This is a genomic window from Algoriphagus zhangzhouensis, assembly GCF_900148515.1.
GTDB classification, from domain to species: Bacteria; Bacteroidota; Bacteroidia; order Cytophagales; family Cyclobacteriaceae; genus Algoriphagus; species Algoriphagus zhangzhouensis.
This window is the reverse complement of record NZ_FRXN01000001.1, coordinates 736,240-752,024: the sequence shown is the minus strand read 5'-3', so window position 1 is coordinate 752,024 and position 15,785 is coordinate 736,240. Positions and strand designations below refer to the sequence as shown.

Here is a 15,785-nt window from a genome sequence, read left to right as displayed (position 1 = left end):
AATTCATGAAGTGAATATTGAAATTTGATTATTTGATGTTTTTGTGCAAAAAATCATAATTCTGGCTGTGACAAATAGTGTCATGAGAAATCATATTGTAAGGTATTGTCTCTATTTTTGAACTGTTATAAATTTTGATGATATGGCTCAGGCAGGTAAAGTAGAACAGCAGAAAATCCTTCGTGTTTTTAAATTGATCAATCTTCTTCAGGGTAATATTGGAAAGCCTGTTCATCGTTTGGCCGAGCTATTGGAAACTGATGAGCGAACTATCTATCGCTATTTCAAATTGCTAGAAGCTTTGGGCTTTGAGGTTATCAAGGAGTTTAGCAAGTACAAACTGAAAGAGCCTGCGGGCCAAGATCCAACGATGAATTACAGTACTTTTTCTGCAGAGGAAAGTCAATGGCTTCAGTCGATGATTGAATCTCAGGGGAAAAAGAACTTGTTGAAGGATTCTGTATTACAAAAGCTACAGCTTCGATCCGAATTGAAGCAAGGTACTGCTGAATTGTTCAAAGCAAATCTAGGTCGATTGGTAGATGAAATAGGGAAGGCAATTCAGGGACAAAAGCAGATTTTATTGAGAGACTATTATTCTTTAAGTAGTGATACCACCAGTGATCGATTGGTCGAGCCAGTGGCATTTTCAAGTAATTACGAGTCTATCCATGCCTTTGAAGTGGAAAGTAAGTCCATGAAGATTTTTAAAATCGAGCGAATTGGTGAGGTTTTGATTACTTCTGATTCTTGGAAATATGCTGCCAAACATGAATTGCCACAAGAGTCACTTTTTGGATTTACTGGTAAGAATCGTTTTAAGATCAAATTGAAATTGAGTAAAAAGGCTTATCAATTGATGTTGGAGGAGCATCCAAATGCGAAGCCATTCCTTTTCATTAAGAATAGGAATCAATACTTTTTTGAAGGAGAGGTACCACATCTTCCAGGGATAGGGAGGTTTATTATGGGTCTTCCTGGCGAAATCAAAGTTGAAGAAGGAGAGGAGATCAAAGCTTATTTGCAGGAGCAATTGGAGAAGGCGGTGTTTTAAATCAAGATAGCCCTGCGGGCAGATGGATTAAGATAGCTTTCGCAGATAGAATTAAATCTCACCGAATGCTTATCTCAATCGACGAAGGAGATTGTATCTAGGCGATGCCTTTTCTTTTAATTAAGAAAGCCCTGCGGGCAGATAATTATTAAGATAGCTGCCGCAGATAGAATTATATCTTGCCGAAGGCATATCTCACGTAGCGAAGCGAAGTATATTTCGACCCAGTCATATCTCTTCTCTTAATTGTATTTTTTAAAGAATTCACGTAAATTCCTCATTATCATTAACCTAAACCCATTTTTATGATGAAGAATACTTTTAAAATTCTTTCAATGCTATTTTTTCTAGCGTTGATATTTCAAGCTTGTAAAGAAGACGAGCAGCCAATGATATCCGGTTCGGATCAAATGAAAAATCAGGATTCGATTATTCCTCAAGATGAAATTGATCAGCTGATTTTACAGTCACTTAAGGAAACAGGAGATTTTATTTGGGCAGATCAAAGTGACCGACTGGTTTGGTCGGCATTGATGCATTCGGATTCTACTTTGACAATTGGGTATCAACCATCGGGCGAAACCTCTGCAAATTCAAGAATTGGATTAGAGGAAGTTTCAGATCCACGCTGGCAAAATGCTGCTAGAAAAGTTTTGGAGTTGGTGGAAGAAACACAGACCCAAAATCAAAGTCCAAGATTCAGAATTGCAGGTGAATCATCTGTTGTTCATAGTGATTTGCCATTTATTGAAGTGAAGATCACTGACATTGGAGTTTTGACCAATCTCCGTCAAATGGGAGAGGTTCGTTATTTAGAACCTCGAGGATATGAGTTTAACTACGCTTTATTGGACACTGCCGATCCTGATGCTCGGTATCTAAGTGATTCTGGTTGTGAAAATGATCCTCAAAGCATTTCCTCTTCAGATTATGTAGTGATTAATCCTTCTGCGAAATCTTCATGGAACTATGAGGATATGGGAATTCAAAATGCTTGGCCACAAAGCACTGGACAAGGGATCACTGTAGGCTTGATTGATACAGGTCTTTCACCAGATCAACCTTTATTGAATGCTTCATTTAATTCAGGTTATTCATCAGGAAGAACGGTTCAAAAATATGGTACTTATCAAACTGGATATTGGTGGTGGAAGAAATATGATGGACCCAATGATCAATGCGGTCATGGAACAGCTATGGCAGGTGTAATTGCTTCTCCTAGAAATGCTGTTGGAAATGCAGTCGGAGTGGCTTATAACTCTAATTTGGTATCTGTTCGAGGAACAAGTGATGTGGTAGTCAATAGCGGAAATGAAAAAGATGGAGTAGCTGAGGCTTTAGTGCTATTAGGAAAAAGATCAGATGTCAAAATCATTTCCATGTCCATTGGAGATATATTCTCTAATTCCAAAGTGGCAGATGGGGTTCGATACGCATACAATCGCGGCAAATTGATCTTTGCGGCGGCAGGTACCTCAACTTCTTTTACAAATTGGTATGGTGTTATATTTCCTGCTACGATGTCTGAGACAGTTGCTGTAACTGGAGTAAAAGAAGGGACAGGATATCAACGTTGTGATACTTGTCATTCAGGCTCTAAAGTGGATTTTACTGTGGTGATGGAAAGGTCTGGTACCAATACCAAACCTTTGACAACAGCCTTGTATAGTAATACTCCATCAACGGTCGGTGGTTCATCTGTAGCTACATCCACAGCATCCGGAATTGCAGCTCTGGTTTGGGGGAAAAATCCAGGATGGAGTAGGGATCAGGTTTTGCAAAAAATGAAAGAGACTTCTGATTTATACCCTTCTAAAAGTTCTGAATATGGCTATGGTAATTTGAATGCTGCTGCAGCTGTTAATTGAGTAATTTCTCTTATTAAATTAAAGAGGTCCAATTCAATGAAGAATTGGACCTCTTTTTTCTATTTTTTCTAGCCATTGTTCGTGTCATCAAGAACAATTCATTCCTTAAATAAATCTATGATTGAAGACACTCATGTGGCTCACCTGAGAATTCAAGAAAAAAGCCCAATTGAAATATCCAATTGGGCTTTTTTCTATTCTTAAGATTGAGGCTTCGATTTCGCTCAGCCTGACTCAAAAGAGATCTTCTTAAAGTTGCTTCGTAATCTGCTCGATTTTCTTAGCCAAAGATGAAATAGCTTTTGCATAGCGACCATCCCATTCTTCTAATTTTTCTGTTCTGTTGATCGCTACTTCATATTGGATCCCCGGTAGGATCCAGGAAGCGTAGCCAGAGAAAGGATCATTACAAACGTAAAGTGATTTGTACCACTCTCCGTAATACATTCCCTTAGGATCGATCCAGCTTTTTTCCAAGCCAATCAATTCTTCATTGATCTTTTTCAAATCCTTGTCTGAGATTGAACCACTCTTCAAAGCCGCATCCAAAGCTGTTTGGTATGCTGTAGAGCTTGCTTCTAATTGTGCCAAAGCGGCATTGGATTTATCAAACTCAGTGAAATCTGGAGCAATGGTTTTAACATTTTTCACAGCATTTTCAAAGTGACCTTTCAAGTCTTGAGCATAGCGAGGGACATCGTAAGGAATCACGTCACCGTTGGCCATACGCAAAGCTACCAATCCAAATACCTGCGCAACCATACCACCCATTTTGAAGCTAGGATCAACGAATTTGCTGTAATAATGGAAATTGTCATAATTAGAGTGATATGGAGTCAATCCTCCGGTACCACCGCCTAAACTAGGAACACCTACGTGCATATAGAAAGCAATGTGATCAGATCCACCACCTAGGTTACCCATTCTTGGCTCCTCTTTATTGCCTGCCCAAACTTGATAAACAGATTTTGCAGAATCAGGATAGGAAACATCCTTAGCAGCATCCATGATGATCTTTTTCAATGAAGGAGCAGCTGAAGCACCAAAGTTTCTACCATTCACACCACCGTCAAAGTTCATATAAGCAATAGCATTTGCTTTCAATTGATCTCTCATTTCTTCTACCCATTCAGTAGAACCAATTACACCTTGCTCTTCAGCATCCCAATGACCAATCATAATGGATCTTTCTGGTCCTTTTCCGTCTTTCACCAATTCTCCAATTGCTTCAGCCAATGTTAAAAGCATTGCAGTTCCTGAGTTAGGATCAGTAGCTCCAAAGCTCCAAGCATCAAAGTGAGCTCCCAAAATAATCCACTCATCAGGGTATTTAGATCCTTTGAAAGTACCAACCACATTGTTTGCACGGATGAAGTCAACTGGCTGCTCAACCATTACACGAACTTTCAAATCTGCTCCACCCTCGATCTTGTAATCGAAAGGAAGACCTCCTTGCCATGCTTCAGGAACAGCCTGTCCTTGCATTCTAGATAGGATTTCTTTTGCAGCGCCATATCCAACAGGAGTTACTGGAATATTGTGTAGAGCTACATCTTTTGGATCTAGTCTTTTTACCTTCTTGTCACCTTCTAGTGGCAAAGCAGGTTCATTTGGAGTCAATGGGTCACCAGTCCAATCTAAGGTCAACATGGAACCTCTTTGGATGGTGGTTTCGTTGTAGTAAGGTCCATCAGGATAGACATCTCCTTTCGTGAATCCATTGTCTTTAGGATCTGTATAAACTACCAAGCCAATAGCTCCGGCTTGTTCTGCATATTTTGCTTTGTAGCCTCTGAAATTTCCTCCATATCTGGCTATGACAACTTTTCCTGTCAAATCGATGCCCATTTCTTTGAGCTTCGCAAAGTCTTCACGGGTTCCATAGTTCGCATAAACCACTTCTGCAGTCACATCACCAGAACCAGAAAAGGCATTGAATCCTAGGTATAATCTTTTATCTGCTGTAAATGGATCTTCTTCGAGAATTGCTTCCTGTTGAGAAAGGGTCATTTTAACAGGTGACACGATCTCTAAATGAGATTCACCCGGATGATTTGGAAGGTATACATCGTAAGGATACAATTTCACATCCATTCCTGCATCGGACATGACTTTAGCCATGTATTGCTGTACCAATTCATTTTCCGGGGTTCCCGCAATGTGTGGGTTTTTGGTGATTTCCTTCAAATGAACTTTGAAGCTTCCAAAGTCTACGGCATCAAGATATTCTTTCTCAATAGCCTTTTGTTTTGCGAGATGGCTTTGGAAGAAACCATCCTGAGCCTGGGCAGAAAGTGCCAAAGCCAATGATCCCAATACAAGGGATTTCTTGGGATTGAAATTTAGTTTACTCATTTGTTAAAAGTTCGGAGACGGAAATTACTCCGTCAGATTGTTTGTTGATGATTCGTTTGGTTCTTAGGTATCGATTGAGCTCATACTCATCGAAATTAGGGCTATTTGGGTCAAAACTTGAAATTCTTACTCTACCTCTAGAATGGATAAATTCATTGTTTCCAATCCACATTCCCACATGTACAACTCTCTCTTTCTTGTCATCAGTGGCTTTTTCACCAAAGAAAAGCAAGTCCCCAACCTCTAGGTTCTCCCAGTTTTTGTCAACATCCACTTCTTCGCCTTCATTGACTTGTTGAGATGCATCCCGAGGAATTACTTTACCATTGAGGTAATAGATTGTCTTCGTAAAACCACTACAGTCCACACCTTTGATAGATGTACCTCCCCATAGATAGGGAATGCCCATCATAGATTTGGCGGTAGTGATTAATTTATCAGCACTAGTTTCTCTTGTTGCTATCCATTGTTCCCAAGGCATTAGGGTTTCATCTTCCACCCATCCTGATCTGCCATCTGGAAGACTTACTTTCACCCATTTTCCATTGCTTTCTTCAGCTACAAGGATATTTCCAGCTACCAAGTCAGAAACCATCATTTCTTCTTTAGGACTATCCCAAACATGGCCAGAAAGGGGAGTGAAGACTACCTTCGGTTTGGTAAACCAAGAAGCCAATTCCTCATCAGTCATCAATTGGATTCCAGCAGCATCTACCCATGAAAGATAGCCATCGGGTGTTTGGACCAAATACCAGGTTCCTTCTTTTTTTAAGACTTTCAATGGAGTCCCCAAAAGCGCCTGAGTAGCTAATTCTGCTGAATGTCTTGGATTGCTTCTGATGTTTGCCACTGAAATCGTTACCAGAGCCCGTGTTTGATCTCCTAAGGAGGCTTGAGGTAATTCTTCGACTGCATTGATGTAGTCTATTCCATCAGCTTTTAAACTTGAGGTTAAAGTCTCTAAAGCTTGTGGTTGGTCAGTTTCACCTTTTAATGAATCATTTTCGAAGGAAATATTCCAAAGTGCAACTCTTTTATCCGGAGCGACTTCCAGTCTTAATTCTTCGATTTTTTGAGTAATCCGTGGGTCCTCAGATTTTTCCGAGCATCCAAAAATCAGAGATAGAAATAGGAGAGGGTAATAGTTGGATTTGAGTTTCATGTTCTCAATATAATCAAGGCAAAAACCACAAGTAACCCTTCTCGAAAGAAGGATTAACTTGTGGTCATTTTAATTTGGGTTAGGAAAGATTAGTTTTTATTTAATCCAGGAGATCTTTCCAAAAATTCCTGATACAATCTGATATGTCTGTTGCTCAAAGGAATTCTGTATCCATTGATGAATACATGCATTACCTGAGAACTAGTTTCAAATGGATCTTTTGTTGCAACGATCAAGTTGGCAACTTTTCCTTGCTCTACAGATCCCAATTGATCAGCTAAACCGAAGATTTCAGCAGGAGTGATAGTTACAGCTTTCCATGCTTCTTCTTTACCCATTCCATAAGCCGCAGCAAATGCTGCATGGAAAGGAAGGTTTCTTACATTTTCTTGGTCATTTGTTCGGATTGCTACTTTCACACCAGCTTTGGACATTTTACCTGCATTGGAATAGGCTGCATCATAACGGTCAGACTGACGAGTTGGAAGGGCTTGGATAGGACCAGTGATTACTGGTATTCCAGCTTTTGCAATCTCATCTGCTACTCTCCAACCTTCAGAAACACCACTCAAAATGAATTTGGCATCTTTGCCTTCGATCCATTTTAATGCTCCCTGAATATCAGATGCTGTATTAACTTCTATCATCAAAGGAAGTTCTCCAGAGATTACTTTAGCTAACTGAGCCATTTCTGGGTAGTATTCCAATTCAGCTCCTTTTTCAGTTAATTCGTAGTAAGACGTAGCATTATCCCAGAGCTCATTTGCTTCTTTCAATGCTTTATCATTTTCTTTTTTGATATCATCATCGCTACGACGATCCCATCTACCTCTTCTACCAGAGCTAGGGAAATTCATCACAACAGCTTTTGCTCCAGCATACATTTGATCAGGAGTATAACCTACCAAATTGATCAAAGCTGCAGTACCTGGGAAAAGTCCACCTTGAGGAACTGTAAGAACCGTGGTTACCCCAGAAACTCGAGTCACTGGAACAGCCTCAGAATTAGGGTTCACAGCAGTCAATGCCTGCATGTTTGGAGCAAAATTTCCAATTTCACGTGAATCGACAGTTTCTGGAACAGAGTTTACTTCGACCAATCCTAGCGTAGTACCGCCATCAATCATGCCTGGATAAATAACTAAACCTGAGCAATCAATTACTTCTGCATCTCCTGCAGTAATACTGGAACCGATTTGTGCGATTTTTCCATTTTCAATCAAAACTGAGGTATTTTCCAATACGCCTTTAGTGATTGTATGTACAGTTGCATTTTGCAACAAAAACTTTCCTGAACGAGGTTTTACAAATTCCCCGTCGATCTGAGCCATTGCAAACATAGGAAGCAAGGCCAGTAGGAAGGCGAAAAAGCTTTTATTCAATCTTTTCATGTCTTCTTTTTTTCGGGGTTATTAATATTGATTCAAAGAGAACAATGCCTCAGCAGTTTCGAACAAGTATTCGGTATCCTGCATACACTTATGGGCTGTTTCTTCATGTAGATAAATAGGCTCAACCATTTCAGTTGCACTTACCAGCTGTCTTTGATCATCTTCATCAGAGTTGATATCAAAGTACTTTACACCATCCACAAAAGTCATTTGTGGGATAGCGTAAGAGGAGAGAGGATGACCTTCGAAAATCACCATATCAGCCTGCTTACCTTCTTCGATAGATCCAACCTTGTCAGATACGCCCAATTGCTTGGCTGGATTGATTGTGATCATTGCCAAAGCTTCATCATCAGTCATTCCACCATATCTCTGCGTCTTTGCAGCTTCATGATATAGGTGTCTGATCAATTCAGCATCATCAGAGTTGATGGAAGTGATTACCCCATTTTTCTGAAGGATAGCTGCGTTGAAGGCAGTTGAATAATATACTTCAAACTTGTAAGCCCACCAGTCAGCAAAAACAGATGCCCCCATAGTGTATTCTGCGATTTCTGGAGCTACTTTGAAACCTTCGTTGGTATGTTGGAATACCAATTTTTTGATTCCAAAATCTTTAGCAACATTGATCAACATGTAAATCTCATCTGCTCTGTAAGAGTGACAATGGATGATGATCTTTCCATCCAAAATATCCGCCAAAGTCTGTAGCCTTTCATTGTATTCAGGAGCTACAGCTGTGTTTCCTTTTTGTGAGCTAGCAGCATTGAAATCAGCCCAAGCTTTTTTGTATTGAAGAGCTTCATTGAAACCATTTCTCAAAATAGCTTCAACACCCATTCTAGTTCTTGGCTGAATTCCGCGACCACGACCATGAACACGAGTTGGGTTTTCACCCAAAGCGAACTTAATCGTACGAGGTGCATCTTGCATAATGATATCAGCAGGATCTGTTGATCCCCATCTGTGTTTCAGTGTCGCATTCTGTCCACCCACCACGTTTGCAGAACCGTGCATTGCATGAGACATGGTCACACCACCTGCCAATGCTCTGTAGATTCCGATTTCGTATGGATTTACGACATCCTTCATTCTCACTTCAGCTACAATAGGAGCCGTCGCTTCATTGACTACATCCAATGCGATGTGAGAGTGAGCATCGATGATACCTGGCATTAAGTACTTGCCAGTAGCATCGATGGTTTCTACTCCATTTGGAGCTTTTATATCTTGACCGATTTTCTTAACGATACCGTCCTGAACCAAAACATCGGTGTTTTCATGAGTTCCATTGGTAACCGTAAGCACAGTCGCATTTTTTATCAAAACACTGCCCTTTGGGGTCTGAGCCATAGCATATTGCATACTCAGTCCTACCAGTGCAGCAAGAAAATAGCTTAATTTTTTCATGGCTTACTTATTTGCGATTAAGGTTGGATTGAGTGTGCCTGAGATAGGGAAGGAGCCAAATTCTCCAATTATCATACTACCGTCCATGGTATTTCCAGATACCTCAGCACTTACATCAACTTTCAAATTCATTCCACCGGCACTAACACCAAATGAAAAAGTCAAGGAAGATCCTTCATAGGAAATGTCTTCCAAATCAGAAGTTGCAGCTCCTGATCCAGCTGGATCGTCATAAGTAATAGTTCCGCTGTATGAACTGCCATCTTTTGCGATAGTAATTTTACCACCAGAAGAGCCTGCAGGGGTTTCAGAAGTGTAATCCCAAGTTCCAGCTATTGCTCCACCTGATCCTTCAGCTCCTTCTTTTTTCTTTTTAGCTTTTGTCTCGTATTCGAAGATTTTCCCATCAACAACTACATGTTTGATTTGGCTGTCTTCTTCGAAAATAGGTCCTGTCGCAAGTACCAAGTTTGCCATTTTACCAGATTCTATAGATCCAGCAAATTTTGAAACACCTAGAATGTCAGCTGCATTGGTAGTCAAAGCTGCTAGAGCGGCTTCTTCACTTAATCCGGCTTCAATCATCGTTTTCAATGATTTCATCAGATCATTTGGCTTAGCACCTATAGTGGTAAAAGCAAAAGGAACGCCTGCTGCTTCTAGCTTACCAGCCTGAGCAATTGCTTTATCATAAGAAGCTTTTACTCTTGCTTTCAAAGCTTTTACTTCTTCACTTTCATCTTCTCCTTCCTTAGCTTTGATAGCTTTATCATCAGGAACAGCCAATTGAATAAGAACTTTAGTTCCGCTTGACTTTAGAAGATCGATTACATTTTCATATTCTTCCAATCCAGTCAAAATCAATTGGAAACCCAATTCATTTTTAAGGCTTAGAGCTCTTCTAACTTCTAGATCATTTCCAACTTCAAATAGAACCGGAACTTGGCCGCTGATCACATCCATCATCGCTTGATAGGTAGGAGTGATTTCAGGTCTAACTACTCCAGTGTTTGAAGCAAAAGTTGCTGTACGGTTCTTTGTTAGTTCTGTGTTTTTATAAACATCTCTGAACTTAGCCATGACGCCGACTGTGGTTCCTGGGTACATTCCTCGTGCTCCATTTAAGTTTGAGGAAAGAGAAGTGTTTTCTTTGATCACATTGGTAGACTTATCATCACCCAAAATAACCAATGCAGATTTCCCTGCAATCATTCCACCTTCAGGAACAATTTGGATCAATGTAAATCCAGCCTGTCTCATGGCATCAACTTGAGATCCATCTATACTAAACTGATCTACAGCTGATCTCCAAGGAGTAATTCCAGCTATTTCATCAGATGGCTTTGATGAATCAAAATTGTCAGGTCTTTTAGGATCTTCAGGTTTGGTGATACCTGCTTGGCTGGCGCCGTCGATAAATCCTGGGTAGATAAACAAGGAATCACCAGCAATTACTTTCGCTTCAACTGGAAGAGACAAATTGGAGCCAACTCCTTTGATCACTCCATCTTTGATCAAAATTGTAGCCTTACTTCCTTCACTTCCTGGTTTTGCGAATACTGTGGCATTGGTAATTGCATATGTTGAAGTAATTGGTTTTTTACCAGTAGGATCACTTTGTGCAAATAGACTCGCTCTACTAATAAACCCACTCAACATTAAGCAAAGAACACTTGCCTTCAGAAGTGTTTTTCTCATAGGGTTTGATGGTTTGTTATGATCTAGCAAGCTAATAAAAGCTTCTTCGGAATCCATTTAGATTTATTTTTTGAAAGTTTTTTTTTGATCAGTGGCAAAGTATTAAATATGAAATGCGATTTTCCTTGATCAATCAACAAGAGAGGTTTTTCAGATTTCTTTGAATGGCTTTTTACTAACAATTTATTACTTGATACTGTTATATTTAAATCCAGAATCACCCACATTATGAAAAAAATCCTGATTATCGAGGATGATTTATTAATCTCCAGTCTTGTTCAATTCCGCCTTAAAAAGGATGGTTATGAAACAGTTCTGGTCAAAGATGGCAATGAAGGAATAGATGCGATCGATCATCAAAATCCCGATTTAATCATCACAGATGTAATGATGCCTTTCAGAAGTGGAATCGAGATCATCCACCATGCAAAAAAGAATCACCCTGAGGTTCCGATTATAGTTTTGAGTTCATTGGGTGAAGAGGAGGAAGTGGTATTAGAGGCGTTTAATTTAGGAGTGGTGGATTTCATTCCTAAACCCTTTAACCCCAACGAGCTAGCCATTCGGGTGAAGCGCGTTCTCCGTTAATTTTATGCTCAAAAAAATACTCGTATTTTGTTGCTTCAGCTTACTGATGCTCGAAAGCTTCGGTCAAGGAGGACTTTCTCGTCTGGAGGACTCAATTTCATTGGTGAAGGAAATCAAACAACAGGAGAATATTCCTAGCCTGACATATCGATTAGAATTTCCTTTTAAGGATTCTTCATCTCAATTTTTATCTGATTCCACTTATTCTTGGAGCCAAACTGACTCAAGCTATATCTCCAAACAATTTTCCAATGGGAAAGAGATTGACTCATTATTCCAAAGCCTTCCAGCTGATAGTATTGATTTAAGGTTTTTTGTTTTTGATGAAAGATCCGATGTCAGTGGTGTAGCTTCCTACTTGGAGACATTATATAATACCGGTGATTTTATTTTGTCAGAAGATCAACAAAGACCTGAAAAGGATTTGGTCTTGATGGCATCTAGAAATCATTATGAACCCCTTGATGAGTATAAGAATAAGTTGCTCTCTGATAAGGGTTTGTTTAGCGTTACTTTAATTAATTTCTTATTCATTTTTCTGTCTATTTGTATGATCATTTTTATGGTGATTTTCAAAAGAAAGAGAAATCAGAAAGAGGATAATATAAAGGACTTTGAAAATGAAATAATCGAACCGCTGACTTCTATTTTATTTGAAAAGTCTTTGGAAGAAATCAAAGAAATGACTCCAGAGATGATTTCTTCGATTTACCCAAAACAGATTTTCCAAAAAAGACTTTTTAAGAAGGTTTTGATCGATAAAATCATCAGCCTAAACAAAAAAATGAAGGGTGACTTCAAAGATAAATTGAAAGTTCTCTATAAGAAGTTTGGGCTTGTAGATATAACTAAAGCCAATCTGAAGCATCGACATTGGGATAATGTCGTTTCGGGTTTGGTGCAAGTGAATGAGATGGATTTGAGAGATTTGTTACCTCTTGTGAAAGAACATTCTCAGTCATCTAATTTCCATGTTCGATCTCAAGCTGGTGCTACTTTATTGAACCTTTCTGAAAAAGTTGATTTGAAGTTTTTGAGGGATCAGAACTACCCACTTTCTGATTGGCAACAGATGCATTATCTCAGAATTATCAAGTTTGTAGCAGCCACTAAATCACTGAATATTCCAATTCTATTTTCCTCAGAAAACCAAAGTGTTAGAGAGTTTGGGGTAAAGCTAGTTAGAATGCTTGGTAGAATGGATTTGATTGAGGAGTTGCATAAAATTAATGATCAGGTATTAGATGAGGAAAAGGTTGAATTAATTAAGACCTATGATGTCCTTGGAGCTCATATGGAGGTGGATTTCATTAATCAATGCATGAGCTCTGATTATCCTGAACTGAAAAAGGAAGCAATCAAATGTGCTGGAAATTTAGGGAATGAAGAATCGGAGAAAATCTTATTGGATTTACTCGAACAAGAACCAGATTTTCAAAGCAGAAAGAACCTTCTGCAAAGTCTTTTTAAACTAAATCAGCAAACGTTTGATGTGTTTATATCCAACCATCCTAATCAAGAAAATCTTGCAATTCAAGCTCACCTCTTAGACCCGGTTTTGAATCATGTATAATTTCCTATTCTATTTTCTGATTGAGCTTTTTGGGGTGGCATTCATGATCCTGAGTTTTTCTGTGGTATTAGTTTACCTCACAATCATGGTATTGAGTGCCTTGGAAATGAGAGATTTTCGAAAGAAAAATAAATACGCAGATTATCAGGACATCATTACTTCTCCAATAGCTCCTGGGGTTTCTATCATTGCTCCAGCCTTTAATGAAGCTTCAAACATAGTTCAAAATGCAAAAAGTCTCCTTTCTCTTCATTATGGTCGGTTTGAAGTGATCATTGTCAACGATGGATCTAAAGATGATACGCTTCAGCGATTGATTGAGGCATTTGAGTTGAAGAAAACGGATTATGCATTTCATCCTGAATTGGAAAGTCAACCAATCAGAGGGATCTACAAGTCGCCTAATAAATCATTTAGGCGATTGATTGTGGTAGACAAAGAGAATGGTGGTAAAGCGGATGCTTTGAATGCAGGGATCAATATTTCCCAAATGGAAATTCTTGCATGTATTGATGTAGACTGTATTCTTTCTAGTGATTCCATAACGAGAATGGTTCGCCCATTTATGGAAGAGACCAATAGAAAAGTGATTGCAGTAGGAGGGGCGATTGGGATTGCCAATAACTGTGATGTAAAAGACGGTACAGTAACCAAATATAGAGCGCCAGAAACTACACTTGGTAGGTTCCAGGTAATTGAATATTGTAGAGCATTTTTGATGGGCAGGATGGCTTGGAGCCGAATCAATGGCTTGATGTTGATTTCAGGTGCCTTCGGTTTCTTTAAAAGAGATTTGGTGATGGCTGTGGGAGGCTATTTTCCAAAAACAGTAGGAGAGGACATGGAATTGGTAGTAAGAATGAGACGCTATATGGAGGAAAAGAAAATTCCATATAAAGTCAGTTTTATTCCAGATCCACTATGCTGGACAGAAGTCCCAGAGGATCAAGATGTCTTGTCCAGACAAAGAAATAGATGGATGAGAGGAACCATAGAGACGCTTCAGCTCCATAGAAAAATTGGATTCAACCCTCGATATGGAATTCTTGGGATGATATCCTATCCATTTTGGGCTCTCTTTGAAAAATTCGCTCCAATTATCGAGATAGTCGGATTGATATATACCCTGATTTTGATGGTGATTGGAGACTTTTCTGCGGTTTACTTTCTAGGGCTTTTGTTGATGGTTTATCTCCTTTCATTGATGGTTTCCTCCTTTAGTTTGCTTTACGAGCAGATAGCCTTTAACAATTACAAGGATAGAAAGGATTTGAATCGACTGATTTGGATCATCTTATTAGAACCCATTTTGATTCACCCTAAAGTGGTTTTGTGGGGAATCAGAGGCCATATCGACTTCATCATCGGTAAAGGTGGCTGGGGTAAAATGATCCGAACTGGCTTTAAAACAGCTGAGGACAGAAAAAATATTGAAACTCAATCCAATAGTATATGAGAAAGTCGTTACTCATTCTTTTATTTTCTGCAATTACCATTGGAAAATTGGCTGCACAGGACAATTTTGATCCGGATGAATTGTTCTATGAAGCCCGTACATTAATTCTGGATGGAAAATATCAACAAGGAAGAAAAATAGCCTTTCGGGCTTTAGATAAGTATCCGGAATATGCTGATATCTTGATTTTGGTAGGCAGAAGTTATGCTTGGGAAGGAAAGAATGACTCTGCAAGTATCTATTTGGATCGTGCAATTTTAGCTTCTCCTACCTATGCAGATGCTTATTCTGCCAATATGGACAATCTATTTTGGTCTGAGCAATACACTAAGGCTGAGGAAGTTTTAGGAAAAGCTAAAATGAATTTTAATGATCAACTTCCACCTGTTCTCAAATACAAGGAATCTAGGCTTTTATATTATCAAGAATCCTATGATGAGGCTTATGAAATAGCAGAAGATCTATTTGATGGGGGGTATAAGATTGATGGTTTTTTGGGATACCTTCAAAACCTTCAGAGGTTGAGAAGGAATTCAGCTGTTGGAGTTACTTATGATTACGATAATTTTAGAGGAGAAATAGACCCTTGGCATACTTGGTCTTTCTATGGAAGAACTAGGACAAATCTTACTGGATCTTTGATCGCTAGAGTTACTCAGAGTTCTAGATTCGATAGTTTTGGGACTTTATATGAATTGGATGCTTATCCTTCTTTGGGCGAGAATTCCTATGCTTATTTAAATATTGGTGGATCTGGAGCTTCATTTTTTCCAAAGTTGAGAATGGGTGCTTCGGTTTATTTCAATCTTCCAAAAGCTTGGGAAATTGAGGGTGGATATAGGTATTTGGGCTTCTCTGAAGTAACCCATATTGCAACAGCCTCTTTGGGTAAATATGTAGGCAATTGGTGGTTTAACTTCCGATTGAATGTCATCCCGTCAGCAAATGATGGTACCAGTACTTCGGGAAATTTTCAAGGTAGATACTATTTCAAAACTGGAGAAGACTTTTTCTCATTCCAGTTGAGCTCTGGTGTTTCTCCAGATGAAGAAAACCGAGATCTATCTCAATTATTGAATTCCTATCGATTTAGATTGGGATATCAACAATTAGTCAGTCCCCGATTTATGATTTATGGCTACACAGGATACAGTTGGGATGAATTGTCCTCAACCAATACAAGGAATGATTTGAATATTTCAATTGGTACTGAATACCGCTTCTAAGGTT

Annotated in this window: 11 protein-coding genes; 6 read left to right on the top strand and 5 right to left on the bottom strand. The window is 39.1% G+C overall.

Features of this window, described 5'->3' with window-relative positions; translation table 11 throughout:
• The first annotated feature begins 142 nt into the window (after nt 1–142).
• Together BUF13_RS03215 and BUF13_RS03210 are read left to right on the top strand one after the other, a co-directional pair.
• On the top strand, nt 143–1,054 hold the full coding sequence (locus BUF13_RS03215; RefSeq protein WP_073570290.1) for a helix-turn-helix transcriptional regulator: 912 nt from the start codon (nt 143–145) through the stop codon (nt 1,052–1,054).
• A gap of 305 nt (nt 1,055–1,359) precedes the next feature.
• Entirely contained in the window at nt 1,360–2,922 is a 1,563-nt protein-coding gene (locus BUF13_RS03210; protein ID WP_244547792.1) for a S8 family peptidase, read from the top strand.
• Between the two features lie 249 nt (nt 2,923–3,171).
• On the opposite strand, the gene BUF13_RS03205 is transcribed toward BUF13_RS03210, so the two are convergent.
• From BUF13_RS03205 to BUF13_RS03185, 5 genes are all read right to left on the bottom strand, one after another.
• The gene (locus BUF13_RS03205; RefSeq protein WP_073570288.1) at nt 3,172–5,277 is read right to left on the bottom strand and encodes a M28 family peptidase; all 2,106 of its coding nucleotides are present in this window, start codon (nt 5,275–5,277) and stop codon (nt 3,172–3,174) included.
• Nucleotides 5,270–6,439 carry a C40 family peptidase gene (locus BUF13_RS03200; RefSeq protein ID WP_073570287.1) on the bottom strand — a complete coding sequence of 390 codons (1,170 nt, stop codon included), beginning with the start codon at nt 6,437–6,439 and terminating at the stop codon, nt 5,270–5,272. The genes BUF13_RS03205 and BUF13_RS03200 overlap by 8 nt, the downstream gene beginning before the upstream one ends.
• 89 nt (nt 6,440–6,528) lie before the next feature.
• Nucleotides 6,529–7,830: an amidohydrolase family protein gene (locus BUF13_RS03195; RefSeq protein ID WP_073570286.1), complete on the bottom strand. Its 1,302-nt coding sequence runs from the start codon at nt 7,828–7,830 to the stop codon at nt 6,529–6,531.
• Between the two features lie 21 nt (nt 7,831–7,851).
• Nucleotides 7,852–9,240: an amidohydrolase family protein gene (locus BUF13_RS03190; protein ID WP_073570285.1), complete on the bottom strand. Its 1,389-nt coding sequence runs from the start codon at nt 9,238–9,240 to the stop codon at nt 7,852–7,854.
• A 3-nt stretch (nt 9,241–9,243) separates the two neighbouring features.
• Entirely contained in the window at nt 9,244–10,938 is a 1,695-nt protein-coding gene (locus tag BUF13_RS03185; protein ID WP_073570827.1) for an amidohydrolase family protein, read from the bottom strand.
• Between the two features lie 228 nt (nt 10,939–11,166).
• On the opposite strand from BUF13_RS03185, the gene BUF13_RS03175 reads away from it, so the two are divergent.
• Genes BUF13_RS03175 through BUF13_RS03160 form a run of 4 tightly spaced genes read left to right on the top strand, consistent with a single transcriptional unit; the run spans nt 11,167 to nt 15,781 of the window.
• On the top strand, nt 11,167–11,526 hold the full coding sequence (locus BUF13_RS03175) for a response regulator transcription factor (RefSeq protein WP_073570283.1): 360 nt from the start codon (nt 11,167–11,169) through the stop codon (nt 11,524–11,526).
• Between the two features lie 46 nt (nt 11,527–11,572).
• Nucleotides 11,573–13,099, top strand: coding sequence for a HEAT repeat domain-containing protein (locus BUF13_RS03170; protein WP_073570282.1), 1,527 nt, complete (start codon nt 11,573–11,575; stop codon nt 13,097–13,099).
• Nucleotides 13,092–14,555 carry a glycosyltransferase family 2 protein gene (locus tag BUF13_RS03165; RefSeq protein ID WP_073570281.1) on the top strand — a complete coding sequence of 488 codons (1,464 nt, stop codon included), beginning with the start codon at nt 13,092–13,094 and terminating at the stop codon, nt 14,553–14,555. The genes BUF13_RS03170 and BUF13_RS03165 overlap by 8 nt, the downstream gene beginning before the upstream one ends.
• A complete protein-coding gene (locus tag BUF13_RS03160; RefSeq protein ID WP_073570280.1) occupies nt 14,552–15,781 on the top strand; it encodes a YaiO family outer membrane beta-barrel protein in 1,230 nt (409 codons plus the stop codon). The genes BUF13_RS03165 and BUF13_RS03160 overlap by 4 nt, the downstream gene beginning before the upstream one ends.
• Nucleotides 15,782–15,785: the final 4 nt, after the last annotated feature.

What these genes read in the sequence shown, in the direction of transcription:
- BUF13_RS03215 (WP_073570290.1), top strand. Translation starts at nt 143, where the DNA reads ATGGCTCAGGCAGGTAAAGTAGAACAGCAGAAAATCCTTCGTGTTTTT.
- BUF13_RS03210 (WP_244547792.1), top strand. Translation starts at nt 1,360, where the DNA reads ATGATGAAGAATACTTTTAAAATTCTTTCAATGCTATTTTTTCTAGCG.
- BUF13_RS03205 (WP_073570288.1), bottom strand. Translation starts at nt 5,277, where the DNA reads ATGAGTAAACTAAATTTCAATCCCAAGAAATCCCTTGTATTGGGATCA.
- BUF13_RS03200 (WP_073570287.1), bottom strand. Translation starts at nt 6,439, where the DNA reads ATGAAACTCAAATCCAACTATTACCCTCTCCTATTTCTATCTCTGATT.
- BUF13_RS03195 (WP_073570286.1), bottom strand. Translation starts at nt 7,830, where the DNA reads ATGAAAAGATTGAATAAAAGCTTTTTCGCCTTCCTACTGGCCTTGCTT.
- BUF13_RS03190 (WP_073570285.1), bottom strand. Translation starts at nt 9,240, where the DNA reads ATGAAAAAATTAAGCTATTTTCTTGCTGCACTGGTAGGACTGAGTATG.
- BUF13_RS03185 (WP_073570827.1), bottom strand. Translation starts at nt 10,938, where the DNA reads ATGAGAAAAACACTTCTGAAGGCAAGTGTTCTTTGCTTAATGTTGAGT.
- BUF13_RS03175 (WP_073570283.1), top strand. Translation starts at nt 11,167, where the DNA reads ATGAAAAAAATCCTGATTATCGAGGATGATTTATTAATCTCCAGTCTT.
- BUF13_RS03170 (WP_073570282.1), top strand. Translation starts at nt 11,573, where the DNA reads ATGCTCGAAAGCTTCGGTCAAGGAGGACTTTCTCGTCTGGAGGACTCA.
- BUF13_RS03165 (WP_073570281.1), top strand. Translation starts at nt 13,092, where the DNA reads ATGTATAATTTCCTATTCTATTTTCTGATTGAGCTTTTTGGGGTGGCA.
- BUF13_RS03160 (WP_073570280.1), top strand. Translation starts at nt 14,552, where the DNA reads ATGAGAAAGTCGTTACTCATTCTTTTATTTTCTGCAATTACCATTGGA.